Origin of the sequence: Vibrio agarilyticus, from assembly GCF_012641465.1 — a bacterium.
Classification (GTDB): Bacteria; Pseudomonadota; Gammaproteobacteria; order Enterobacterales; family Vibrionaceae; genus Vibrio; species Vibrio agarilyticus.
This window is the reverse complement of the sequence record NZ_JABAIK010000002.1, coordinates 253,328-278,004: the sequence shown is the minus strand read 5'-3', so window position 1 is coordinate 278,004 and position 24,677 is coordinate 253,328. Positions and strand designations below refer to the sequence as shown.

Annotated in this window: 24 protein-coding genes; 7 read left to right on the top strand and 17 right to left on the bottom strand. The window is 49.7% G+C overall.

Going from position 1 to position 24,677, the window contains the following annotated elements:
* From HGP28_RS03170 to HGP28_RS03150, 5 genes are all read right to left on the bottom strand, one after another.
* Positions 1-1,812, bottom strand: coding sequence for an RluA family pseudouridine synthase (locus HGP28_RS03170; protein WP_168834985.1), 1,812 nt, complete (start codon positions 1,810-1,812; stop codon positions 1-3).
* Positions 1,813-1,897: 85 nt separating this feature from the next.
* Positions 1,898-2,299 carry a hypothetical protein gene (locus tag HGP28_RS03165; protein WP_168834984.1) on the bottom strand — a complete coding sequence of 134 codons (402 nt, stop codon included), beginning with the start codon at positions 2,297-2,299 and terminating at the stop codon, positions 1,898-1,900.
* Between the two features lie 127 nt (positions 2,300-2,426).
* Positions 2,427-3,323 (bottom strand): S-formylglutathione hydrolase, encoded by an 897-nt coding sequence (gene fghA, locus HGP28_RS03160; RefSeq protein ID WP_168834983.1) that lies wholly within the window; start codon positions 3,321-3,323, stop codon positions 2,427-2,429.
* Between the two features lie 12 nt (positions 3,324-3,335).
* Positions 3,336-3,476 (bottom strand): hypothetical protein, encoded by a 141-nt coding sequence (locus HGP28_RS03155; RefSeq protein ID WP_168834982.1) that lies wholly within the window; start codon positions 3,474-3,476, stop codon positions 3,336-3,338.
* A gap of 16 nt (positions 3,477-3,492) precedes the next feature.
* Positions 3,493-4,914, bottom strand: a complete 1,422-nt coding sequence (locus tag HGP28_RS03150) for a BcsE family c-di-GMP-binding protein (RefSeq protein WP_168834981.1) — start codon at positions 4,912-4,914, stop codon at positions 3,493-3,495.
* A 139-nt stretch (positions 4,915-5,053) separates the two neighbouring features.
* Between HGP28_RS03150 and HGP28_RS03145 the strand changes: the two genes are divergently transcribed.
* Entirely contained in the window at positions 5,054-5,773 is a 720-nt protein-coding gene (locus tag HGP28_RS03145; RefSeq protein ID WP_168834980.1) for a cellulose synthase operon protein YhjQ/BcsQ, read from the top strand.
* On the opposite strand, the gene HGP28_RS03140 is transcribed toward HGP28_RS03145, so the two are convergent.
* From HGP28_RS03140 to HGP28_RS03125, 4 genes are all read right to left on the bottom strand, one after another.
* Entirely contained in the window at positions 5,760-6,959 is a 1,200-nt protein-coding gene (locus HGP28_RS03140) for a multidrug effflux MFS transporter (protein ID WP_168834979.1), read from the bottom strand. The genes HGP28_RS03145 and HGP28_RS03140 overlap by 14 nt on opposite strands.
* A 216-nt stretch (positions 6,960-7,175) precedes the next feature.
* Entirely contained in the window at positions 7,176-8,561 is a 1,386-nt protein-coding gene (gene dbpA, locus HGP28_RS03135) for an ATP-dependent RNA helicase DbpA (protein ID WP_168834978.1), read from the bottom strand.
* A 94-nt stretch (positions 8,562-8,655) separates the two neighbouring features.
* Positions 8,656-9,021, bottom strand: coding sequence for a rhodanese-like domain-containing protein (locus HGP28_RS03130; protein WP_439333824.1), 366 nt, complete (start codon positions 9,019-9,021; stop codon positions 8,656-8,658).
* Between the two features lie 83 nt (positions 9,022-9,104).
* Entirely contained in the window at positions 9,105-9,413 is a 309-nt protein-coding gene (locus HGP28_RS03125; RefSeq protein ID WP_168834977.1) for a DUF3861 domain-containing protein, read from the bottom strand.
* Between the two features lie 124 nt (positions 9,414-9,537).
* Between HGP28_RS03125 and HGP28_RS03120 the strand changes: the two genes are divergently transcribed.
* Positions 9,538-9,966, top strand: coding sequence for a MarR family transcriptional regulator (locus HGP28_RS03120; RefSeq protein ID WP_168834976.1), 429 nt, complete (start codon positions 9,538-9,540; stop codon positions 9,964-9,966).
* 58 nt (positions 9,967-10,024) lie between these two features.
* On the opposite strand, the gene HGP28_RS03115 is transcribed toward HGP28_RS03120, so the two are convergent.
* The 8 genes from HGP28_RS03115 to HGP28_RS03080 all read right to left on the bottom strand — a co-directional run bounded on the left by HGP28_RS03115 (position 10,025) and on the right by HGP28_RS03080 (position 17,901).
* Complete coding sequence (locus HGP28_RS03115) at positions 10,025-11,329, bottom strand: glycoside hydrolase family 18 protein (protein ID WP_168834975.1); 1,305 nt, start codon at positions 11,327-11,329, stop codon at positions 10,025-10,027.
* Positions 11,330-11,850: 521 nt separating this feature from the next.
* Positions 11,851-12,324: a VOC family protein gene (locus tag HGP28_RS03110; protein ID WP_168834974.1), complete on the bottom strand. Its 474-nt coding sequence runs from the start codon at positions 12,322-12,324 to the stop codon at positions 11,851-11,853.
* An 83-nt stretch (positions 12,325-12,407) separates the two neighbouring features.
* A complete protein-coding gene (locus HGP28_RS03105; RefSeq protein ID WP_168834973.1) occupies positions 12,408-14,333 on the bottom strand; it encodes a monovalent cation:proton antiporter-2 (CPA2) family protein in 1,926 nt (641 codons plus the stop codon).
* Positions 14,330-14,989, bottom strand: coding sequence for an NAD(P)H-dependent oxidoreductase (locus HGP28_RS03100; protein ID WP_168834972.1), 660 nt, complete (start codon positions 14,987-14,989; stop codon positions 14,330-14,332). The genes HGP28_RS03105 and HGP28_RS03100 overlap by 4 nt, the downstream gene beginning before the upstream one ends.
* 33 nt (positions 14,990-15,022) lie before the next feature.
* On the bottom strand, positions 15,023-15,448 hold the full coding sequence (locus HGP28_RS03095) for a YccF domain-containing protein (RefSeq protein WP_168834971.1): 426 nt from the start codon (positions 15,446-15,448) through the stop codon (positions 15,023-15,025).
* A gap of 46 nt (positions 15,449-15,494) precedes the next feature.
* Positions 15,495-16,193, bottom strand: coding sequence for a GNAT family N-acetyltransferase (locus HGP28_RS03090; protein ID WP_168834970.1), 699 nt, complete (start codon positions 16,191-16,193; stop codon positions 15,495-15,497).
* An 18-nt stretch (positions 16,194-16,211) separates the two neighbouring features.
* On the bottom strand, positions 16,212-17,060 hold the full coding sequence (locus HGP28_RS03085) for a class I SAM-dependent methyltransferase (protein WP_168834969.1): 849 nt from the start codon (positions 17,058-17,060) through the stop codon (positions 16,212-16,214).
* Between the two features lie 121 nt (positions 17,061-17,181).
* Complete coding sequence (locus HGP28_RS03080; RefSeq protein ID WP_168834968.1) at positions 17,182-17,901, bottom strand: SDR family oxidoreductase; 720 nt, start codon at positions 17,899-17,901, stop codon at positions 17,182-17,184.
* Between the two features lie 426 nt (positions 17,902-18,327).
* Here HGP28_RS03080 and HGP28_RS03075 point away from each other — a divergent pair, with 426 nt between their 5' ends.
* The 5 genes from HGP28_RS03075 (at position 18,328) to HGP28_RS03055 (ending at position 24,642) form a co-directional block, all read left to right on the top strand.
* On the top strand, positions 18,328-18,621 hold the full coding sequence (locus HGP28_RS03075) for an HdeA/HdeB family chaperone (RefSeq protein ID WP_168834967.1): 294 nt from the start codon (positions 18,328-18,330) through the stop codon (positions 18,619-18,621).
* A 150-nt stretch (positions 18,622-18,771) separates the two neighbouring features.
* Complete coding sequence (sigZ, locus tag HGP28_RS03070; RefSeq protein WP_168834966.1) at positions 18,772-19,311, top strand: RNA polymerase sigma factor SigZ; 540 nt, start codon at positions 18,772-18,774, stop codon at positions 19,309-19,311.
* A 72-nt stretch (positions 19,312-19,383) separates the two neighbouring features.
* Positions 19,384-21,009: a glutamate--cysteine ligase gene (gene gshA / locus HGP28_RS03065; RefSeq protein ID WP_168834965.1), complete on the top strand. Its 1,626-nt coding sequence runs from the start codon at positions 19,384-19,386 to the stop codon at positions 21,007-21,009.
* An 8-nt stretch (positions 21,010-21,017) separates the two neighbouring features.
* On the top strand, positions 21,018-22,832 hold the full coding sequence (locus HGP28_RS03060; protein ID WP_168834964.1) for an ABC transporter ATP-binding protein: 1,815 nt from the start codon (positions 21,018-21,020) through the stop codon (positions 22,830-22,832).
* Positions 22,813-24,642 (top strand): ABC transporter ATP-binding protein, encoded by a 1,830-nt coding sequence (locus HGP28_RS03055; RefSeq protein ID WP_246225517.1) that lies wholly within the window; start codon positions 22,813-22,815, stop codon positions 24,640-24,642. Before HGP28_RS03060 ends, HGP28_RS03055 begins: the two co-directional genes overlap by 20 nt.
* The last annotated feature ends 35 nt before the right edge of the window (positions 24,643-24,677 follow it).

Sequence of the window (24,677 nt, the reverse complement as noted above, 5' to 3'; positions counted from 1 at the left end):
TTATCGCATGTCGTCTTGTTTGTTGTGAGTTGCAAACGCACTCATAAAATCGGCACTCGCCTCAAAGGTCATCGGTGTATGGTGATACGGGTGGGTAAGGGACAGCTGCTCCGCATGCAAATGCAAGCGAGTATCGCGTTGGCCGTAGAGGCCATCGCCGACAATCGGCATATTGAGCCCTAGTTGATGAGCGCAGTGAACACGAAGTTGATGCGTTCGGCCTGTGTGAGGGTAGAGATACACCGCCGTGCGCCCGTTTTGGCAGTCAATTCGCTCCCATGTGGTGAGCGCTGGCTTGCCGTGTTCAAAACAGATCAACTGCCTTGGCCTGTCATACAAATCTCCTCGCATTGGCAGATCAATTTGGCCGTGTTGTTGGTGCAATTCCCCTTCAATTACGGCGACGTAGCGCTTTTGAGCTTGCCGAGTAATAAATTGTTTTTGTAACTGCTTGTTGGCGCGACGAGTGAGCGCAAAGACCAAAAGACCGGAGGTTGCCATATCGAGCCGATGCACAACAAACACTCCTTCGGCCTCAGGAAATTGGTCGACCAAACGTTGATAAGCACTGTCTTGAATCGTTTTTCCTGGAACCGAAAGCAGACCTGACGGTTTATTCACCACCACCATAGCCTCATCTTGATAGACAATCTCAAGTGGTAAATCGGTGGCCCAAGCTTGCTCTAATGGGTTAGGTTCGACCGTGAGTCCCTTCAGCATAAATGTGAGGATCGGGTGGCATTTACTTTGACATGAGGGGTAGAAATGGCCGTGTTGGCGAATCTCTGATTTGGGGGATGCACCCCACCAAAATTCAGCCATCGCGATCGGTTTCAAGCCGTGCTGATAAGCGTAATTGAGCAATTTAGGTGCAGCGCACTCGCCTGATCCCGCTGGTGGCGTTGGAGTGGCCGTGCTCGCGAAGAGAGTATTGAGATCGCGTATTTCCCCTTGCGCATTGTGAAATTGATAGTGAGCAAAAAGGCGATGCTGCAATGCGTTAGAACGGTGTTTACGCTCTGAGCGTAGCGCTGATAGTTTTTGCTGCTCTATCGCAAGGGCCTGCTCTGTGGCGTGAATTTTTTCGTCCCATGCGGCTTTAAGATGCTTGAGGCTATTTTTCTCGGCGACACTCTCCTTGCCAAGGCGTGCCATCAGGGCATCAAAAGCCACTTTATCGTGCGGATCGGCATCGGCTCTGATTTTTTTGCGTGCCGCTCGCTGAGTAATGATTCTTTGTCGCAGCGCTTGCTCGGCAAGGTGATAATCGGCGCGCTCTCGCTCAAGCGTGCTCTGAACGGTGGCAAGTGTTGGGTCTTGCTCAAGTCGCATCAATGTCTCAGTGATAGCGTTAATTTCAGTGCTTTCTTGAGCGAAAAAACCATTAGGATCCAGCATGTCATACACAGGCGGCACAAAACCAGGTAACCAATTTTGCTCTGCTAACTTGCCCGAAAATGCGCAGAGATAACCAAGCTCACCATGAATATTTTCGACCACAAGCACGCCAAACATTTTGCCGATGGGCTCAAGCTCGGCAAGGGTGTCGCTTGCGCCGTTGGATGGCTGGTTTAATGCTTGAAGCGCATCATCACTGTGATTGCGCGCCATGGCCACTGACCCAAAATTATGTTGCCACTGCGTAGGCTGTAACAGCCTGCGTTGCAGCTCTTGCGCTGCGATTTGGCTGAGCGGGTGCGGCTGGTAATAAAATGGGAAAGTGAACGCCTGTGGGCGCTCAACGGCTTCAACCGACGTTTCAAAACGGGTAAAGAGACGTTCGGGTGAGTGACTATTAGGCAAAGTGTGCATGAGCAACCGTAACACGAGTGGCTTGGATAAGGATCGAAGCGCGATTGTACCCGTTTGCTCTTGAAACACCAGTAATGCGTTTTTGTTAACGCTGGTAGTTAGCATCAGCGCTAACGCGCCAGTGTTTGACGGTTCCGTTGCTGCGTTTCACCCAAAGATCGTTGTGATAGGCGCTGATTTTCCCGTTAATGGTCAGATGAAAGCTGTTTTCTTCCACTGCGGATACTCGCACAAAGCGATCGGTCGTGATCAAAAAGGGTGTCAGTTCATCAACATTGGCATCAAGACCAACCACAAAGTAGTGGATCTGACCTGTGGTCGCCGGATCGGTGCTGAGGGAGCGATAGCCGACCAGTTTAAACTCTTCAGCGATCGGTTTAGAGAGCACTTCTTTGCCTAGCGTGGTGTGTGTCGGGAGAAACAGCAGTGCGGCGGCGACCGCAATGGTGATGCCAACAAGCGCCAATGTCAGTGTCAGTTTTTTCATGAAGCTTTACCGTTACAGATCAAGAGCTGAGTATAATTGAGTTGCATGTGGAGGTGTTATACCCAAATCACTCTCGTTGAACCGTGCATCTTGAGGTTACTTGGGTATGTACCCGTCTGACTAGACATTACAGCAAAAATCGCGCATGAAAGCGCAAATGTTGTTCGATAAAAGACGCCACGAAATAGTAGCTGTGATCGTAAAATGGGTGCAGCGTTAAAGTGAGGCGATCATTTTCTACAGGCAACGCGTCAAGCAATGTGTTTGGGCGTAGTTGGTCGTTGAGAAACTCATCTTGCTCTCCTTGGTCGATCAAGATGGGCAGGGCGGTGCCATGCTGCTTGAGCAACTCACTGGCATCGTATTCAAACCAACTGGCTTTTAAAGGGCCAAGGTAAGTGCTAAAGGCCTTTTGTCCCCAATGGCACTCCATCGGGTTGCAAATAGGACTGAGCGCAGATATCGAGCGGTAACGATGAGCGTTGCGCAGACCAATGACTAACGCGCCGTGCCCACCCATACTGTGCCCGGCAATCGAACGTCGTGACGTTACGGGAAAATTTGCCTCAATGATTTGCGGTAACTCTTGGGTAACATAATCGTACATTTGGTAGTGTTCAGCCCAAGGCTGCTGAATGGCATTGACGTAAAACCCAGCCCCTTGGCCAAGATCATAACTGGGATCATCGGCGACCGATTCTCCGCGTGGGCTTGTGTCTGGCACCACAATCGCCAAGCCTAAATCGGCGGCAATACGAAACGCTCCTGCTTTTTGCATAAAATTTTCATCAGTACAAGTGAGACCGGAAAGCCAGTACACCACAGGCACTTGATGGTTGTCCTCAACTTTGGGCGGCAGAAACACCGAGAAACACATTTCGCTGCGATTGCATTGAGAGCGATGACTAAAACGTTGATGCCAACCGTTGAACGCACGATTTTCACTGAGTTTGATCAGGCCCCAATCTACGGAGTCTGCATTGTTTTGAGCTGTCGTTGGATCATGGTGCTTATGGTGGCTCATAGCGACGTCCTTTTACTGGTGGAAAAACGGGTCTTCTTTAAGTGCCGTGGTCGGTGGAATAATCGGCGATACAGCCAATAAATACCATGCAGCAAAGGCGGCGTGACCATCGCAATCGTAATGCCTATTAAGGTGAAAATGATCGCTATCCAAAAAAGATCATCGGTTGTCATACTTCATCCCACGCTATTTTTTTTGCGTAACGAGTGACTTGAGGCTCGGCACTTGAGTTGTCGTTTTGGGTTTCTTGATACCAACGCTTGTCGACGTGATTGATCGTGGCAAGCTGCTCAAGAATTGCGTTTTTATTAAGATAAAAATGCTGGTTAGCAAAGAGATCAGCGATTTTTACATCAAACGCATGCGCCAGCGCTTGATGCAAATCGGCGCGGCGCAATGAAGGGAAAAACAGCAATAAACGGCCATCGGCTTGCGTATAAACATCACCCTGCCGGCGCATGTGACAGTAGTGCGCTGCATGAGCAATGTCGATTGAGGAAAAAGGGATCAACTCGACCAAAGCGTATTCCAATTGGGTGCTATCGAGAGTGTCTATCGCATCGGCAATTAAAGCTTTAAAGGCGCCAAATTCCAGTCGTCCGGTTTGACTAAACGGCACATGATATTGTGCAACCAACTCTGAGACTTGCGAGGCAAAATGAGCCATTTCGCAACGATAAGCCAGCTGAATTTGGTCGTATAACTGCCCTTCAGATTTACGATGATCGACAATCGCCTGCACGCCAGAATTGATCAGTAAATGGAAATCAGGGTAGCGAATGCAAGGCTTGATCTCTTTGATAATGATGCGTAACTCGGCGCCAAAACGGTGTTTGAGATCGTTTACCTGCTCTGCCAGGGTAATAAGATCGTTGTGATTGGCGGCACTCAGTACCGCAACCGCTTGTTGGCAAACCATAAGACGACCGCGAAGTGCGGCAACGCTTTCAATCGGCTGATAACGGTGTTCATCAATAAACGCTAATGACGCGGCTTCAGTGGCAATAAAGGTTGGCAGTGGATTGGCAATATTGGTTTTTGGCGCCTCGCCAGTTAACGAAATGACTTTGTCGGCAAGTTGGTGGTCACTCACTTGGTAGGTCACAACCTTAAGCCATTGTCTCTCGTCACTGACATGAAATGTGGCAACGCAATGGTTTTCAAAGCGAAACGCCTCGTAATCCCCACCAAGTATGGGGTTGAGTGAGTCATTCAGGCAAAGCAGCGTGTAATGGTGCTCGAGTTGGCGCAAGTGACTTAATAGGCGATTGAACTCCTCGCTTGTGATCATATTTGGCGCCAGTAACAGCAGGGTGTGCCCTTGAGGCAAATTGAGCTGAGCAAAGTCGTGGAAAAATTGCGCCATTTCAATGTCATGGTCGGGACAGTAACAGGCGGAAAAATCGTGTTCTAAAATACCAATTGCTGCTTCGCCTTGATCTAATGCGCGCAACTGTTGGCTAATGGTCTCAATGCTGAGCTGGGAAGCAAATTGATCAAATTGATGGTGAATCAGCGGCAGTTGCCAATGACGAAGGATCAGCGATTGCAACACGTGCCAATCTTGAATGCCGATGATTTGTTGGATCATGCGCGAAGGGCTCCTTTGTGGTCACAAACGATTTCTTTGAGCCTAATACAAAAACGCTGAAATCACCGAAAAAATAGCAAAAGCGAGGGAGATCGAAAATACTTGTAGCTGGGCGCGGTGACGATAAAGGATAAAGGCTATGGGCATCATTTCAGTTCAAGGAGCAAATTGGGGCGTTGGAAGTAGTACGATTGCCGCCAATCTTGCCGCTGCGCACACCGATCTGCATCAGCGTGTATTAATCATTGAAGCAGACAGCCGCAACTTAATGGGCATGTGGTTTGGTCGACATGAACATCCTGATATCGGTTGGGCGCCGCATTACGCGGTGAACCAACGTTGGCAAGAGGGCTTGTATAAAAGCCCGCTTGGCACCTATTTTCTCCCCTTTGGTACCGCCGCACTTTCTTCACTTGAACTGCTTAATGCGTTGCAATCGATGCTTGTGACTGCTCGAGAACGTTTTGAACACACCATTGTTTTGTTACCAAATCAGTTTGATGGCAAGCAATTGGCGCATTTGGTCGATTTGCCATTAGTGGTGGTCAACCCATCACCGGGCACGGTGACGTTGCTGGCGCGTCAATTGGTGGAGCAGCAGTATGCCACTCGCACCCGTTATGTGCTCAATATGTGCCGCTACAACGCGCGTATTGCCCGTGAATTAACCTTAATTTTGGAAGATATGCTGGGCAGCAAATTGCTTTCGTCCTACGTCTGTTTTGATTTGGCGTTACAAGAGTCGGTTGCTGCGCTGAGCAATATTTTGGCCAAAGCGCCTAAATCTCAGTCGTGTGGTGAATTTCGTCAACTGGCCAGTTTGACCTTATCGCAACTTGAGCAGCTTAATCAGGCTTGATATGACTCTCTTGTGGTGCCTCCGCATTGAACCCGCGCACGATATTGGTGGTCGTGATGAGGGCAAACAGTACCAAGACGAGGGACAAATCATCAACGCTGTCGAGCCCCAAACGCACCAATGCCATACTGACTAACGACGAGGCGATCATCTGCCCGCCTCCAGACATAGCGGCCGCCGCGCCCGCTTGTCTTTGATACGGCAACATCACCATAGTCTGTGAACACGGCAATGCAATGGCGTTACCAAAAATCATGATCCATTGACCTATCATCAAATACAGCGGCTCTAACGGGCAAAAATACCACCAGATCGCCGCGGTCACATGCAGTGCCGGAGTCCAAAAAAGCATGGCTTTGGTGCCGATAATGGGCCGAACCCGATTGCAAAAAGCACTGCCCATCAGCATACCAATCGCGGGGATCACCGCCCACATCGCGTATTCATCCGACGTCATGCCGATGCGATTTTGCATAATAAAGGGCATCACCGATACCGTCGTGATCATCAAGCTAAAGTTGAGCCAACTGATGCTGGCAAAGCTGAGAAAGTAGCGCGAACGAAGCAGGTCAAGATATGTGCGCGCCATTTTAGGTACGCTTGGCAAAGGCGACGGTTGGTGAAGGCTCTCTTTGAACTTGAAGCTTATTACCAGAGCGGCAAATAGCACGTAGCCAAAAAGAGAGGTAAACACTTGCAACCAGCCATAGTGATAATTAATAAAGCCGCCCAGCACTGGCGCTATCACAGGTGTGATTGAGGCCACCATAGCAACGTAGGAGAGCGCCAAAGGCAAGTCATTACCATTAAATTTGTCTCGTACCGATGCGCGGGCCAATACGGCGCAGCAACCGGTGCCCAAACCTTGTAAAAATCGCCCTGCTACCATGCCGCTAAACGAATCACGCCACAAAATGATCGCAGCTAAACCAAGCAGCGCAATGGTTAAGCCAAATAACAACACCTTTTTGCGCCCGAGCGAATCGGAGATAGGACCGTAAAGAAATTGTGATGGGCCAAAACCGAGCAGGTAGGCGCTGACAAGTAATTGCGCGTGTTCAAGTGAGATCCCAAAATCTTTGGCTATCCATGGCAGCGAGGGAAACACCAAGCCCATCGAGAGTTGCCCGATGCTGATGATAAGGCAAGCTATAAGAATAAATTTAAAGTTAATACTGCGGTTCATTAACGCCTCAAATGAGTCAGCCGCACTGATACTCTTTCCACTTGAAGTTGCAGTGCACCTGCCTCTTCAAGTGGTTGGGAATAGGTCTTTTATAGACTCAGTGGGCACCACGACTCCGTGACATCCTATCTTTGAGGTTAAATCATGACATATTGTATGGTTTTTTGCGCGAACTTTATGCGTTCTATGTTTGGGAATACTCAAGTCGTGTCTTGATTAATTGCTGCGCATTAACCGAGCTTTGAACTGGCGACCTTTCATTCGACCATTTTGTAACTGTTTGAGCGCTTTATCGGCAACATCATGAGCGACAGCAACATAAGAGACCATCGCCATAATATTAATTTTGCCAATCCGTTTTCCATCGATTCCGGCTTCTTTGGTTAGAGAGCCCAAAATGTCACCTGCTCGCACTTTGGCTTTTTTGCCACCCAAAATCTGAATGGTGCGCATGGGCGCAATAAGAGGGCGCCATTGATGCTTTTCTGGCACGGTCGATTCATTAATGCTAAGGGTCATATAATCGGCAATGCGTTCCAAACGGTAGCGCTCTTTATCGGCAAAGAAACTAAAGGCTTTGCCTTCAGCGCCTGCGCGCCCAGTGCGGCCAATACGGTGAACGTGCACTTCAGGATCTCGTGATAGCTCAAAGTTAAACACGGCATCTAAGTTATCGACGTCCAAACCGCGCGCGGCAACGTCGGTTGCAACCAATACCGAGACACTTTTGTTGGCAAACATCACCAGTGCTTGGTCGCGTTCACGTTGTTCCATATCGCCATGCAACTCAACAACACTAAAGCCGCGATGAGCCAGCTCATCGGTCACATCCAGCACCTGTTTTTTGGTATTGCAAAACACCACTGAGGATTCGGGACGATAGTGGTGCAGCAAGCTTTCTAATGCATTATCACGCGCTTTATCATCGTCCAATTGGTAGAAAAATTGCTCGATGGTGCTGGTGCTATGCTGGCTTTCGACTTTGATCCAGCGGGCATCGCGCGTAATTCGCGCCGCAATCGCTTCGATTTGATCGGGGAATGTTGCACTAAACAACAAGGTTTGGCGTGATGGCGGTGTGGCCGCAATGATGGCATCAAGGGCTTCTTGAAATCCCATTTCCAGCATGCGATCCGCTTCGTCAAGTACCAGCGTGTTGAGTTCATTGAGCTGAATTCGACCTTTGGTCAAATGATCAAGAATTCGGCCCGGTGTCCCAACCAAAATATGCGCGCCATGCTCGAGCGAGCCAATTTGTGGCCCCATCGGCATGCCACCACAGAGCGTCAGCACTTTGATGTTGTGAATGCCGCGCGCTAAGGTGCGGATTTCTTGCGCAACTTGGTCGGCAAGCTCTCGAGTAGGGCAAAGCACTAGAGACTGAACGCGAAAACGCTGCACATTAAGATTACTTAATACGCCAAGCGCAAAGGTCGCTGTTTTGCCTGAGCCAGTTTTGCCTTGGCCAATGATGTCATGACCACTGAGTAACTCAGGTAGCGCTTGCTGCTGAATCGGCGTCATTTGGTGATACTCAAGTGAGTTGAGTGTCTCTAGTAGCTCGCGGCGCAGCGGCAAAGTGGAAAAGGAGGCTGTGGTCATGAGTGAAGTCTCTTATAAAAGGGCTGAGTATTATGCCGATTTTGCGCGCAAGCGAAAGTAAAATTCGCGCGGAAAATCGCCCGACTCTTGACAGTTAACGCTGCATCTCAAGATAGCCACCGCCATTGTGAACTCGTGTAAAACCGAATTGATGCAGTAATTTTTCCGCATGTGCAGAGCGTTGGCCACTGCGACAATAGACCACAATAGGCTGAGTTCTTGGGATCAGTTTGACCTGTTGCTCAAGTTCTGCAAGCGGGGTATTTATCGCGTGAGTTAGGTGACCGGCGTCAAATTCAGCTGGTGTCCGCACGTCAAGCAATAGCGCGCCTTGTTCTACCCAGGTCCAAGCTTGGTCGGCTCGAACGCTGGCTGATGAGGGAAAACTGATGACAAACGAAGCGAGGATCAGAAAAAGGGACGTGCGCATGGTGGTGTTCTCTTTGAGTGTCTTAAGCATTTGAGGTTACTTGGGTATAGACACGAGCTTATCACGAGAAAACAAAAAAGCGTGTGGTGAGCACCACACGATGAGTATTCCGTTTATTCACCTTTAAGCGCAAGTTTGACTGTGCTTTTCAGATTCTGCATGAAGGCTCTAAAGTGTGGCATAAAATCGACAAACAGCGGGTGTTTGCGATCGGCCATCATCACAGGGCCTAGTAAGCGCACTGCCACCGCCACCTTAGTGGCGACGTTAGGCTCTAGCCCACTGCCTTGCTGAATTTTTTCAACGGCCTTGAATAAGTCTTCGCGATCTTGATATTCAAACTGAAGAGTTTTGGGCTCATCGACGCCCATTTCTTCAATCGTGATCGTGTAATGTTTGTCTTTGCGAATGTTTAGGGCCATATGAGCTACCTTATTTCGTTTGGGAATTGGGGCTGTTATCTTGAATTAGCCATTAATAAAGTTGATAATATCAACCATAGTTTAAAAGGTTGACAATGTCAACCACATGCGTAAAGGAGTGAGTGTGTCTGAAAAAACATCACTGGATACGATTTTCAAACTGGTGCATAGCCTGAAAAGAAATCTGCAAGATAGGATTAACGCGTTAGAGTTGGCGATTGCGCCCATGCACGTGCGCGTGCTTAAAATCATTAGCAAGAAGCCGAATTGCACGGCGATGGATATCGCGCACTTACTCGATCGAGACAAGGCGCAGGTGACTCGACTACTTAATAATTTGTTTGAACAAGCGCTGATCGTCAAAGAGCCTAACCCTGAAGATAAACGGAGTCAGTGTTTGGGCCTTACTCAAAACGGGCAAATGATTGTGGCAAAGTTAGCGCAAATTGATGCCGCTATGCTGCGCGAGATACAGCAAGGCATTTCTGAGCAAGATTTAGAGTGCTTTCAACGGATAGCAAAGCAGATGACGAGTAATTTGTCTGATTTCTAATGGCAACAGCCACAGTGTGGCTGTTGCCTTTGTCGTATTTTCTCCGCCGATTAAGTTATTATTTCGACTTCATCGCCTCGGCCATCGCATTGGTCAGGCGTTCATTGTCATCACCAGCCAAATCCCACACAAATAAACCGGCATGGTTTTGCTGTTTCACCCAGTCCGCTTTTGCTTTAATTGAGCGCTCATTATCGTAGGAGATAAATACTTTTTTCTCCGCATTCCACAAATAAGGTGCTTCGGCTTTGGCGTCGTAGCCCTGTACATAACCTTCTTTAGCCGTGTAGTTACGCATTAAGTCCCAGAACATAAAGGCCCCCGGTTCGTCAGGGTGTGTGCCAAATTGAGCGCCTCGTTCTGAGGCGAGTTCTTTGGGCATGTTTTGACCATCGAAGTCTTTTGTCCCTTCCCAGCCACGGCCAAAATAGGTCGCGCCAATCACAATTTTATTTTTCGGCATACCGAGATCGATCATCTGCTGAACAAAGGCATCGGTGCCCATGCCCCACCAGCCTTCTTCTGTGGCAAATAAGTTGGTTAAATGGCCTGTTTGTGGGCCCCAAGCGCCAAGATAGTCGTATGTCATAGCAAACATCAGATCTAGATGTGGCGAGACGACGGGCCAATCCATGCTGGTGGCTTTGAAACCAACACCAACGGCGGTGCCAAGTTCATAAGTTTTTCCCGTGGTGTCACTGAGCGCATCGAGATGTTTGCGCAGTTCAGTGACGAGTAGGGTGAATGCCGCTTTTTCTTGTGCTTTTTGCGCATCCGTTAGCGCGGTTTTTTTATCCCAAGGTGAGGTTGTCAGGCCACCACCACCGGGGTATTCCCAGTCGAGGTCAATGCCGCCAAAAAAGTCGTACTGGGCGATAAGGTCAACCGCAGTTTTGGCAAACCATTTAATGTCTTCTGGGTTTTTCGCCATCGCGTGAAATGGTTCAGACATGGTCCAGCCGCCAAAAGAAGGCAGAATGCTGAGGTTGGGGTGCTCGCTTTTGAGTTGGGCCAATTGAGCAAAGTGGCCTTGATAGGGGACATCCACCGAAACCGGGCCAAAGTCGATGTTCAATGCGGCCTCTTGATCGACAACAACCGCAGTATAAGGGCGCTTGCCTTCACAAGCGGCGGCAATTTGTCCCTGCACACGCTCGCTGGCGGCAGTATGAGGGCCACACATACTTAAAAATGCATAGATAATGTGCGTCAGTTTGTCAGCTGGAATGTCTTGTACTGTGTAAGGGTTGGCTTCATTTTCATACTGCCAATCGGCAAAATAGCCTGCAACCACCGGTTCTTTGGCCAGAGCTGATGCCATTGGTAAGCTCATGGCGATAGCAAAAGCGAGTGCTTTTTTCATGGGATGTTCTCTCTTCATTATTCGTATTAGTGTCCAACTTGAAGTGGCCAATTTGTTGTCCGTCACTTCAAGTGGTTTGGGTGTATTTCATTTTTCAGCATGACGCTTGGGTGAAATAGTGTCAGATTGGCTGGCCATAAATACGAGAGAGTCCGCACGCGATGTACTGGATTTTCGAGCCATTACTCAATTTAACTCATTGTCTTAAAAGTACATTTGTAGAGTGAGTCGCAAAATGTGTTGGTATATACCCAAGTAACCTCAAGATGCATGGTTCAGCGAGAATGACTTGGTTTATCAGTGAGGCGAGGATTTGAAGATTGAGTGGTTCTCAATCGAAAATCGTCAACAAAGCTGATGAGCCAAGACAGCTCGCCCTTTGGGAGCCAGTCACTGAACCGATAGCTGTGTTAAACAACTTGAAAATAGACTGGCTATTTCGCTGCGTTGTTTGCCTTGCTCTCAGCCCAGTGAGCTGGCTCTGAATCCAGCATCTTGAGGTCACTTGGGTATAGACAACCTTAGATAGGGTGGGTATCTCTTGATGAGGAATCGGCAAGTGGCTTGAGCTCAACCACATTGCCTTGTGGGTCGCGAATGTAGATGGAACGGCCAAACCCGTAAGCACCATAACGCTCAATGAAAGGATTATTCGTCGGTTCAATCGGGATGTGATGATGGCGCAAGTGGGCGAGTAAAGCGGCTTCGTCGCAGGGGGCTAACGTGAGGCAGAAATGGTCCATATTGCGGCCGTTTTGCGAGGGTGATTTACCCCCTTGGCGACCGAGCTCACTATTGACTTCGACCAGATCAATTAACGCGCTACCTGCGCGCAATTGGGTTAACCCAAGATGAGGTAGGGCGCGTTCAAACACGCAGCCCAATACGGTTTGGTAGAAGTGGCGCATTGCGGTGATGTCGTCTGTGCGCAGCACAATATGGTCAAGCCCAAGTAGCGGGGGATGAAATTCCCCTGAAGGTAATGGCGTTTTCATGGGCTATTCCACGTGTTTTTGTCTTAGGTAAGGTTATTTAACTTTAGCAGTTCTATCCCCCCTTTTTACTTGAAACGTAAGACCTAACGCTCCTCGTCTTTGAGGTGGTCGGAATAACCCTTAGGCGGTGGTGTCCAACCACGCGCCGCACCTGCTTGGCTGTCATTACGATCGCGCTGCATTTCTTCGGCCATTTTATCTTCTAAGTGGCGAAAGAGGCGGCGATAATTATTATCAAAACGTTCTCCTTGGCTTTCATCAGCCCAAGCTTGATAGAGCGATTCTGATTTTCGAGCCTCAACCCGTTTAAACGTCATTTTTTGCTGTTCGATAAAGAAGGGGTGCAGTCCGAGTGCGCGCATCGCCTCTCCTGCCGACTCTAAAGCAGAATGGTACGTCTCTGATTCAATCCAGTCTGCGCCTGCTTGCCGCAAAAGGTAGCCGTGACCACGATCAAACGCACGAGCAATAATGAGGACATGCGGGTAAGCGTGTTTGACGTATTTAACTAATTCAGTTGCGCTCTCTTGAGTATCCATCGCCACAACAAGCGCTTTGGCGTGTTCGATGCCGGCGCTGTGCAGCAGATCTGGCCGTGTCGCGTCACCGAAAAACGCTTTCGTACCAAATTGTCTTAATAGGTCCACCTGTTCGGGCTGCTGATCTAGCATCACAGTCTTGATGCCATTGGTGCTCAGTAAACGATTCACGATCTGCCCGTAGCGCCCCATACCGGCAATAATGACACTGCCATTGTCACTAATATTGTCTTGCTCGCGTTGATTACTCTGTTTTTGATACCGAGGCATGATCAGTTTTTCAAAGATGATAAAAAGCCCGGGCGTTAGGAACATGGACAGCGCGACGACTAACGCCAACGTTTGGGTTAATTCGGCGGAGAGCACATGCTGCTGAAGTGAAAAACTTAACAAAACAAAGCCAAACTCACCCGCTTGAGCAAGACTCAATGTAAACAGCCAGCCATCGCTGCGCCGAATGCGAAATAGTAGCGCGAGAACCAGTAACACCAAGGCTTTGAGAACAATGATGCCCACCGTGAGGCCAATGACATCACCAAGGTTAGCGCTTAAATAGGCAAAGTTAATTCCTGCGCCAACGGTGATGAAAAACAGCCCTAACAGCAACCCTTTGAAAGGCTCAATGCTCGACTCAAGTTCGTGGCGAAATTCACTGTTTGCTAGCACGACCCCAGCCAAAAAGGTGCCAAGCGCGGGTGATAAACCAACCAAACTCATTAGCGCGGCAATGCCTATCACTAACATGAGCGCGGTGGCGGTGAAAATTTCGCGCAGGCCTGAGCTGGCGACAAAGCGAAATAACGGCCGGCTAAGCGTATGACCGCCGACGACTACCACCACAATCGCTGCGATAATCGCTAGTCCATACGCCCAACTTGGGAGTCCTGCCACCAAGCTTAAAGTGTCGTGATGCTCCGCGGCGTTTTGCGCAATCTCTTTGGCCGCCGTCACCGCCTCTGGCAGCGCCAGAAGAGGAATGAAAGCCAGCATAGGAATCACCGCAATGTCTTGAAATAACAGAACGGAAAAGGCGCTGCGACCTCCTTCGGTGCGACCTAATCCTTTTTCGTTGAAGGTTTGTAATACGATAGCGGTCGAAGAGAGTGAGAAGATAAGTCCTATGGTTAAGGCTACGCGCCAAGATTCCCCAAGCCACAGTGCCAACGCAAAAACCAAACCCGCAGTGAGGCTGACTTGCAATCCACCCAACCCGAGGAGTTTATGCCGCATCGACCAGAGCATTTTCGGCTCAAGCTCTAACCCGACTAAAAACAGCATCATTACGACGCCAAATTCGGCAAAGTGTTGAATAGTGATGGTTTCACTACCCACCAAGCCCACGACAGGCCCAATGATGACACCGGCCAGCAGATAGCCGAGCACCGAGCCAAGTCCAAACCGTTTGGCAAGTGGCACCGCAATCACGGCGGCGGCAAGGTAGATGAACGCTTGAAGAAACAGTGAGGTCATAACGAGCCTCCCAATTTAGCCGGTAAAATGTGCGCGTTGAGGGTTGCTGCTTCGCGCACAGTATCAAAGGGCAGGGTGTCTGTTTGCAATTGCTGCAGCAGGGTTTGCCATAGCGCAATATGGCCGTCAATGGTCTGCTCTTCTTGAGCGCTGCGTGCGCCATAAAGCATAAAGGGGGGCAGGTAGTCCATTTGAGTCAGGTTGGCCATCTGTTCAAGGGGAGCCAACAGCTCACGGACCGTGAAGTGATTGATACCATCATGACGATAAGCCGTCTCTCGCCCACCGGCGCTAATGGCGCATAAAAAGGTTTTTCCTTTTAGCGCGTTGCCTTTCGTGCCGTAAGCAAAGCCATATTCAAGAACCAAATCTTGCCACTCTTTTAAAATGGCAGGGGTTGAATACCAGTAAAGTGGAAAATGAAATAGGATCACATCGTGGTCGAGCAACCGACGCTGCTCTTTATCAATATCGATGTTGTAGGTTGGGTATTCGCCATAGAGATCAACACACGTCACGCCATCAATGCGCTGCGCTGCATGAAACATTGGCACATTGACTTCAGAACGTTGCTGTGACGGGTGGGCAAATAGGATCAGCACCCGCTTTACGCTGGCAGAGCTGAGTGTGTCATGAATCTCTATGCTTGATGTCATAATGGCCTCCTTGCCATTAAACTGAGCTGAGCGTTAGCGTGAATAACGTGCCGCCGCCGCTTCCTCCTTGGTCACCACTGTTTTCCCTATTGGTGCGAGCGAAATTGCCGCCAGTTTAAGGTGCTGCAGAGCGAATGGAATGCCGATGATGGTGACAAAACAGGCCACCGCCGACAAAATGTGACCGATAGCGAGCCAAATTCCGGCAAAAATGAACCAAATAATATTACCAATAACACCCAGTGGACTGGTGCCAATGTCGGTTTGGTTGGTTAACTCATCGCGAGAAATCGCCTCATAGCCAAAGGGCCAAAACGAAAAATTCCCCAAAACAAAACAGGCGCGTCCCCATGGGATAAAAATAATGCTGATAAACGCTAGCAGGCCAAAAAACCACCACGCGAGTCCCATAAAAAAGCCGCCGCAGAGGAGCCAAATTAAATTACCAATTGTTCTCATAGTGTTCCTTAGTTGAAGTCACTTGGGTATATCGAGTTAACAGAACCTAAGGGTGTGACTGCACAGCAAAGCATTGGTTCAAGCGCTGTTTCTGCTGGCCATGAGAATCAAAGTTACTGCTGGCTAACCACATCTGAAAACCCGGTTGCAATATTGGCCATTCATTGTCTAACACCGCAAACCAAGCGGTGTCTCGATTGCGACCTTTGTACACGCCAGCTTGGCGAAAAATGCCTTCAAAAGTAAAACCATAGCGTAGCGCAGCATGGCGCGAAGGTTGGTTAAGCGCATCACATTTCCATTCACAGCGGCGATAACCTAACTCAAAGGCTTTGGCCATCAGTAAATAGACGGTTTCGGTTGCCGCGGGTGTTTTTTGCAAGCGTGGCGAAAAGCACAGATGACCAATTTCGATGGTGCCTGCTTCAGGGGTGATGCGCAGGTAACTGATGACGCCAATAGCCTCACCCGAGGCGTTGTCCACCACCGCATAAAATTGAGGATCTTGGCTCTGCTCTGAGAGCGCAAGCCAGCTCTGATAATCGCTCAAAGTGGCAAATGGACCGTAAGGTAAATAAGTCCAAAGTGTGTCATCTTGGTTCAGCGCATTCGCGGCAAAGAGCGTTTGGCTGTGTTTGGCGACATTCAGCGGCTCCAAGCGGCAAAAATGGCCAGTTAATATCTCATGCGTGGGAAACGGCGGGGCTTGCCAGTTAGCAACGGCGTATCCTATGGGCTGAGTCATGGCGATTCTCCTAAATTTTTATGGTTGTGTTCGATGACGAATGATCAGTGCCATCTCATCAGCGTCGCTGTGGGGCTTGCCGCATAAATCATCGTATACCGAATCAATTTCTAGTTCGTGTAGTTGCAATTCTTGTTCAAGCATTGCCCGTGTGAAGTGCTGCAGCCAGTTATAGACGATTTGCTGACGCGCCGCTTCGATAACCGTGTATTTATCTAAAGTCACTAAGTCAGCATCATAGGTGAACGAGGCTTGAATACACCAATAATCGTCGGCGCTCCAAAAATGATTCATGGTGTTTTTGCCAAGCTGCAATGACGCTGGTTGTGCAGCAAATCGGCGCTGGGTGTACACATCAAGCGCAATGATGCCATTGGGAGCGAGTAGGGTTTTAAATTTGGCCAATAATTGCGCGCGTTGTGTTGGATTGAGGGCGCAAAAATCGCACATCACAAGCGAGATCAGATCAAATTTTCGCTCATCTTGATAGTCCAAGTAATTGCCGTAGTGGTATTCGATAGCGAGGTCGGCATGTTGGGCTTGTTCGGCTGCATAATTTAGTGAGTTACGTGAGAAATCCAGCCCGACAACGGTGCCGATACCGCGCGCTTTTAAGCGCTGCGTGTAGAGGCCTGGGCCACACCCAAAATCAATGGTACGTGATGTTTCGCTCAGCTGCCCTTGCTTGATTAACCAACCCACAGACTCATCAATAAAATCAAAATGTCGCGATGCCGCCGGAATGTTTGGGTTTAAATGGTATTGCAGCATCTGCGTGGCGATGTATGGGTCTGCCCATAATAGCTCGGCGGTGTAAGCCGACCACAGTGGCGGTTTTTCAGCAGCTTGCTCGAGGTGTTGGTACATGGGATCTGTATGCTCTGTTTCGTCGATTAAGGTGGCACGCCTTGAGTGCCGAATGTTTGTTAACCGTATATATCGAGGTTACTCGATTATATTACAACGAATTAACTGACATCGTCTCGGCTTATCGCTGCTGCTTTGTCGGCGCTAAATCGATTTCACGAATACAGACATTTTGTGGCTGCTGATAGGCAAACTCGACCGCACGAGCCACATCGTCGGCCATTAAAACACCGCCAATATCGACCTTCCATGCACTGTAATTTTTCTTTATCTCTTCCGAGGTGGTGTGTGACAGTAGCTCGGTTTCGACCGCCCCAGGCGCAATGGTAATGACACGGACGTTATGGTCTGCAACCTCTTCACGTACGTTTTCTGAGATCGCATGAACCGCAAATTTTGATCCACAATACGCCGCTCGGTTGGGGTATGTTTTTCGACCGGAAATGGAGCTGATGTTAATAATGGTGCCGTGATTTCGCGTCATCATTGAGGTTAACACGGTCTGCATGCCATTGAGCAGTGCCACCACATTAAGATCAAACATTTGTTGCCATTCGGCAGGATCTTGCGTATCGATTTGTCCCAATAGCATTACCCCTGCGTTGTTGATTAAGCAATCTACATCACCATACTGCGTTTGCGCTTTGTCGATGGCCGCGGTGAGTGAAGCGCGATCCAGCACATCAACGGCTTCACACAAGGTGTTAGGCAGCCCTAACGCTTGCATTTTATCCATGCGACGCGCCATCAGTAACAAAGGGTGACCCGCGGCGCTGAGCCGTTTGGCAATGGCGGCGCCAATTCCAGAGCTGGCACCAGTAATGGCAACGAGAGATTTCATTGTCAACGCTCCTTTTAGAAGAAGGGCATAAGCGATGGCAAAAGTTTAGTTGAGAATTGACGCTTCTTGTATCCGTGGTCGTAAGTCGCTATTGAATGAGAAAACCCTTTTCCGTCTTTGCTTGCTGTCTCATGTGCGAGAATTTGATAAATAAGATGAAAACCTCTTCTTAATAGCGGCATTGCCCGAGTTTACTGGTCTTGCGCATGGCGTGAGCCGTGGAAACGTCACCCAAAAGGGTGAGAGGGAAATTCATCGGCTGAGTGGAAATTCATGCTTATCGCGCTTGGTAGCTCACCTAAGCTAATTTCGACGTGGCGCTACCCGCTCAAACATTTTGACGTTGTGAACCGTGTGCAAGCGAATGGGTAGTGTCAAGCGTCGCCTAATTTGAATTTCATCATCGAAGATTGAATGGGGTAACTTATGAAGATCAAAGCTTTAGCCGTCGGCGCGATGCTCGCATCAGCCTCTTTTTTCTCGCTAGCAGACGGTCATGCCGCCAAGCCTGCCACTATGACCGTGGACATGGATTGTGAGGTGCTGTTAGGCCAGGACTATAGCTTGGTGCCTGTGGCCATTGGTTACATTGTCTCAGCAAACAGCATCACTGAGATTGCTCAGCTTGATCCGGTTGAGGTGGATGACATTGTTGAAGCGTGTCAGCAAGCGCCAAAAAGTAAAGTGAGCGATGTTGTGAAGAAAGAGATGACTAATTAGGTTAACAGACGTCACTCCTAAGATTGATTGAGCACACCGCTTGCGGTGTGTTTTTTTGTTTAAGAGCGCTTTTCGGTGTCACCTTGCATTTTTTGGTGATCACTTCGTCTTGAGGTACATTTGGCTGATTTTCATTATTGGGTTTGAATTATGTTGTCGGAATGGCAAGCGCATAAGGCGCAGTTACGTCAGTATGTGAGTAAGCGTGTCAAAGATATCGATGCGGTCGATGACATTTTGCAAGATGTGTACATCAAAGCCAGTACCAATCTGCATCAGCTAAAATCGCAAGGCAGCCTCAAAGGTTGGTTGTATCGGATTGCGCACAACACGATTATGGACTTTTATCGCAAGCACCAGCCTTATGATGAATTACCCGCCGATTTGGTAGCAGAAGAGGCCGATGACGGTTTGGAAGCACGCGAAGAGTTGGCGCAGTGTTTACTGCCGCTTATCGATGATATGCCAGAAAAATACAGTCTGCCGCTGCGTCTTGCTGAATTGGAGGGAGTGCCACAACAAGTGATTGCCGACAAACTGGGGCTATCTTTGTCGGGCGCCAAAAGTCGGGTTCAGCGCAGCCGAGTCAAATTTCGCGAAAAACTGATGGCGTGCTGCGATGTTGAAATCGGTCATGATGGCTTTCCAGATATGACGCCTAAGAAAAAGGGCGGCTGTTCGCGCTGTTAAAGTCAAAAATAAATTGCGTCTTTTACGATTGAGCGTCGTCTTATCACTATCTTAACGACGTGAATTGTGTAAATGACAGCAGTTTCTCCTCTTGGGCGCGATATCATCGCGCTATTGAACACACCAAAGAGCCAAGCCTCTTTAGCAATGATAACCCGTGGTATCGAACGTGAATCGGCACGTAGCCACACAAATCAGTTGGCAAATACCGCGCACCCAGCGGCACTTGGCGCGCCGCTGACGCATCCTTACATCACCACCGATTTTGCTGAAGCGCAGCTTGAGTTAGTGACACCAGCGCTCACCTCGCGCGCCGATACGTTTGCAGCGCTCGCGTCGTTACATCAGTTTGTTGATGCCAATTTGGCCGAGGGCGAGTGGATGTGGCCGACGAGCATGCCGCCTTATTTGCCAAACGATGATGCCATCGAGATTGCGCGCTACGGCGCTTCGAATCAAGCCAAGCTGAAAGAGCGCTATCGTCAAGGGCTGGCTCATCGCTACGGTAAACGTATGCAGCTCATTTCGGGCATTCACTATAACTTCTCATTGCCAGATCAATTTTGGCGCGACTTGCACCATGTTCAAGGACACGGTCAGCCGCTGGAAAGCTTTATCTCGGAACGGTATTTTGCTTTGATTCGCAACGTCATGCGTCACGGCTGGATCTTGGCCTACCTGTTTGGCGCTTCACCCGTGGTTGATCGCAGTTATATTGCGACAGAGGATCATGCGCTGCTGGCGTTTGATGAGACGAGTTTGTATTTGCCGTATGCCACATCATTACGGTTAAGTTCGATAGGTTACAGCAGCGCAGAGCAAGCGCGCTACCCACTGAGTTACGACAGCAAGGCGCAATATTTAGACGGTTTGTGTCAAGTGTTGCGCCAGCCCAGTCACCGCTATCAAGCTCTGCCCGCAGAAGGGCAACTTAATAGCGCGGTGATCCAGCTGGAAAATGAGCTGTATGGCGCCATTCGACCCAAAATTGTTGACGCCAATTTAAGACCGCTCAACGCGCTGTGCCACAAAGGGCTGCAATACGTTGAACTGCGCAGTTTGGACACCAATCCGTTTTTGCCTTTTGGCATTGATGAACACCAAAGCGCTTTTTTGGATCTGTTTTTACTCTACTGCGCGCTTGCGCCAAGTGACGCATTGAGTTTGGCTGAGCGGCAAAGCGTGGCTGAGCGACAAAATCAAGTGGCACTGTACGGTCGCGATCCAAATCTGCGCCTGCCAAGTGGCGAGGGCGCAATGAGTGTTAAAGCACTTGGCTTAGCGCTGCTTGAGCCGTTAGAGGCGCTGGCGACGCTGTTTGATCGCGCGCTGGGCACGTCGATTCATCAAAGCGCGTTGGCAGCTCAGCGTGCCAAATTGCACGACAGCGGTTTAACTCCATCTGCGCAGATGTTGCATGAAATGCAGACTCGCTCACAGAGCTTTGCGGTATGGGCGGGCGAAAAAGCCGCAGCGCACCGAGCGCAGTTTCGCAACCAAAGCGTTGATGAGGTGTGGAGGGCTCGTTTAACTCAAGCGGTCACTCAATCGCATCGCGCGCAAGCGGCGCTCGAAGCGCAACCACAAATGCCGTTTGATGTGTATTTGGCGCAAAAAAACCAGCTCGATTGCGATTGCACGAGCTTGGCGCTAACCGCGCGTGAACGTTCTGACTTACCACTGGCGCTTGGCGCATAAGAGGCACTATGTCGATACTTTGGGCATTGCGGCACTACATCATGCCGTATTGGCGTCGCTATGTGTGGGCGTTTTTGGCACTGCAATTGGTGGCGATATTAAATTTATTGCCATCTTGGTTGATTGGTGAACTGATTGACCGCATGAGTCAGCAAACGCTCACTAGCGAGAAAATCATTAGCCATGTCGGCGCAATGTTACTGGCTGCGTTGGCAATGTATGGGTTGCGTTACGTTTGGCAAAGCCAGCTTTATGGCGCGTCCATTGCGATTACAAAAGATCTGCGTTTGGCGCTGTTTGCGAAATTCAGCGCGCTCTCACCTCGCTTTTATGCGCGTCGTCGCACTGGAGAGCTGATGGCGCACGCGACAAGCGATCTCGATGCCGTGGAGCAAGCGGTCGGCATTGGCGTGATGACACTGGTAGATGCGTTTATTGCAGGCGTCACGGTAATTGTTGGCATGATTTGGGTGGTGAGCGGCAGTTTGACTGCCGCCGCTTTGTTGCCATTTCCACTCTTGGTTTGGGCCACGCATCGCTATGGTACTCAATTGCATCGCGGCTTTGCTCATTCTCAAGCGCAATACGGTCATCTTACCGAAGAGGCGCGCGAAACCGTTGCGAGTATGCGTGCGGTAAGAGCGCATGGGCTCAATACTCGGCAAACTCAGCGCTTTGATACCGCGCTGGATGACACCATGGCGGCCAATTTGACCGTTGCTAAGTTGGACGCCGCCTTTGCCCCGACGATACAGCTCATTTATGGCGCTTCATTGGTGGTATCACTTGGCTTGGGCGTATGGCTGATAGCAAAAGGGGAATTAACCATTGGTTTATTGACCACCTTTACCCTTTATTTATCGCAATTGCTGGGACCTTTTATGCAATTTGGCTGGCAATTTAATGTGTTTCAACGCGGGCGTACTGCATGGCAGCGTTTGGCCAACTTGTTTGATGATGACGATGAGATAACGCAAGGCACGACGGTGCTCGAAAAGCACGTGCCTAGCGACATCGCGTTTGATATTGGTGAGTTTCGTTATACCGACAAGAGCCGTCCGGCACTACGCAATGTGCGGTTTACACTGCCCAAAGGCGGGTTTGTTGGCGTGACAGGGCCAACCGGCGGCGGCAAGAGTACGCTATTGCGTTTGGCGCTGCGCCTGCATGAGTTGCCCTTAGCATCGACCATCTCAATTGGGGGCGCGTCTGGTGAAACATTGACCTTGGCTTCGCTGCGCCAGCGCATGGCGTGGGTACCACAAAAGCCGTTTTTGTTTCGTGGCACGATTGCGCAAAATATCGCATTTGCTAACCCAAGTGTGTCGCAAAGTGAGATTGAAATTGTTGCACGTCATGTCGGTTTGGCCGATGAGATTGCGGCTATGCCTCAAGGCTATGATACCGAGCTGCAAGAAGGGGGCGCCAATTTGTCGGGAGGGCAACGTCAGCGCCTAACCCTCGCGCGTGCGTTAATGTCGAGTGCCGATGTGCTGTTGCTCGATGATCCCTTTAGTGCGCTTGACCAAAAAACCGCAGCACTGGTGTTTGCCAATCTCACTCAGCATTACCGTCACAAAACGTGGCTTTTGGTGAGTCAGCGATTGAGCAATTTGCGTTATGCCGACCACATTGTGGTGTTAGAGTGCGGCGAGATCCGTGAGCAAGGCACTCATGAACAGCTTATCGCCCGCTCAGACTGGTATGCCAGTGTCTATCAACAACAGATGCTGGCGGCAAAGTCAAAAGACGATGTGGCGCTAAGTGCATCGATAACATCGACACACGCTTTGGAGGTGGTCTTTGATTACTCACACGCATAACGCTTTATTTGGGCGCATGACGGCCTTGGCACGCCCCTACTGGCGTCAGTTTACGTTCGCACTGATTTTGCTTGCGTTGTCAGTTGCCGCCGAAATGGCGATTCCTTGGCTAATGAAAGTGGTGCTGGATGATGTGGTGAGCCAAGCTGATTGGACGTGGCGAGAGGTTGCGCCCTATTTGATGGCTATCGCCATAAGTTACATCATCGGCGCGCTGCTGAGTTATCAGCAATCGTTGCGATTTCGTCACGGTGCTTTGCTGGTGGTGCGTGATGTGCGGCGGTCGCTGTTTGCGCGTTTACTGAAATTGCCGATGGCGCGCTTTGATAATACGCCGACAGGCCAACTGGTTTCACACATTACCCACGATACCGAATCGATGCGTGAACTGTTTGTCTCGACCCTGCCAACCATTTTGCAAGGCAGTGTTCGAATTGTGGCGATTTTTACCGCGATGGCACTGCTCGATTGGCGTTTAATGCTACTAAGTCTTGCGTTGATCCCTCTGTTACTTGGTGTGATGCAGCTTTATCGACGAGTGTCGATGGCCGCCTTTGATGGTGTGCGGCGCCAAGTGAGCCTTATCAATGGCGAAATTAACGAGTCGCTGCAAGGCATGACGCTAATTCAAGCGTTTAATCAGCAAGCGCGCATCGGCGCACAATTTGCCGATGAAAATCAGCAGTGGCAAGACTATCGTAATCAATCTGTGGCGATGGACAGTTGGCTATTGGTTCCGCTAACGCGTTTGATTGGCACCTTGACCGCTGCGGCGATCATCACCTGGTTTGCAGGAGCGTCGCTGCATACGTTTGTTGCGATTGGCACGGTATACGCATTTTTGAATTACATTGAACGCTTTTTTGACCCGTTTCGTCAGTTGTCGATGGAGCTGCGAAAATTACAAGTTGCCAGTGTGGCCGCTAAGCGGGTGTTTGAGTTGTTGGATGCACCAGCATATTTGGCCTTGGAGCGGGCGTCTGACGCACCACTTTCGCCGCGCTTAAACGCGCGTGACACACTGGATATTGAGTTTCGCGATGTGGATTTTTCCTATGACGGCACCAACCCCACGTTGAAAAACGTCAATCTCACGGTAAAGCAAGGCAGTTTTACCGCCATTGTCGGGCATACAGGCAGCGGAAAAAGCTCGCTGATTAATTTGTTGATGCGCTTTTATCAGCCACAACAAGGGGAGATTTACATCGGGGGGGCACCACTGTCGCAGCTCGATGAAACCGAACGTCGCGCGCTGTTTGGTTTGGTGTCTCAAGATCCGCTGCTACTTCGCGGCAGCGTTTATGACAATATTGCGCTTGGTAATGAATCGATCAGCCTTGACCGAGCCGAGCAAGTGGCGCGGCAGGTGAAAGCGGATGCCTTTATTACGCAGCTGCCTGACGGGTTTCATCACACTGCCAGTGATCACACCTTTTCCGTCGGTGAAAAGCAGCTTATTGCGCTCGCGCGCGTGCTCGCCCATGATCCTCAGATATATTTGCTGGATGAGGCAACCGCCAACATCGATAGCGATACTGAGTTGTGTGTGAAAGCGGCATTAGACCAGTTACCAAAAGGCCGCACCGTAATAAGCGTGGCGCATCGTCTGTCGACAGTGCGGCATGCCGATCAGATTTTGGTATTTGAACGAGGTGAATTGGCGCAAAGCGGAACTCATGAAACGCTCATTGAACACGAAGGGCCTTATCGCCAGCTTTATCTTGCGCAGCAGCAAGAGGCGTTACAAGCCCAGTCACAAGAGATAAGCGAGGTATTGCCGATATGCCCGCCACAAGAAATAACAATGTAATGGTGAACAGAATGACAATAGCCACAGATTTAAGT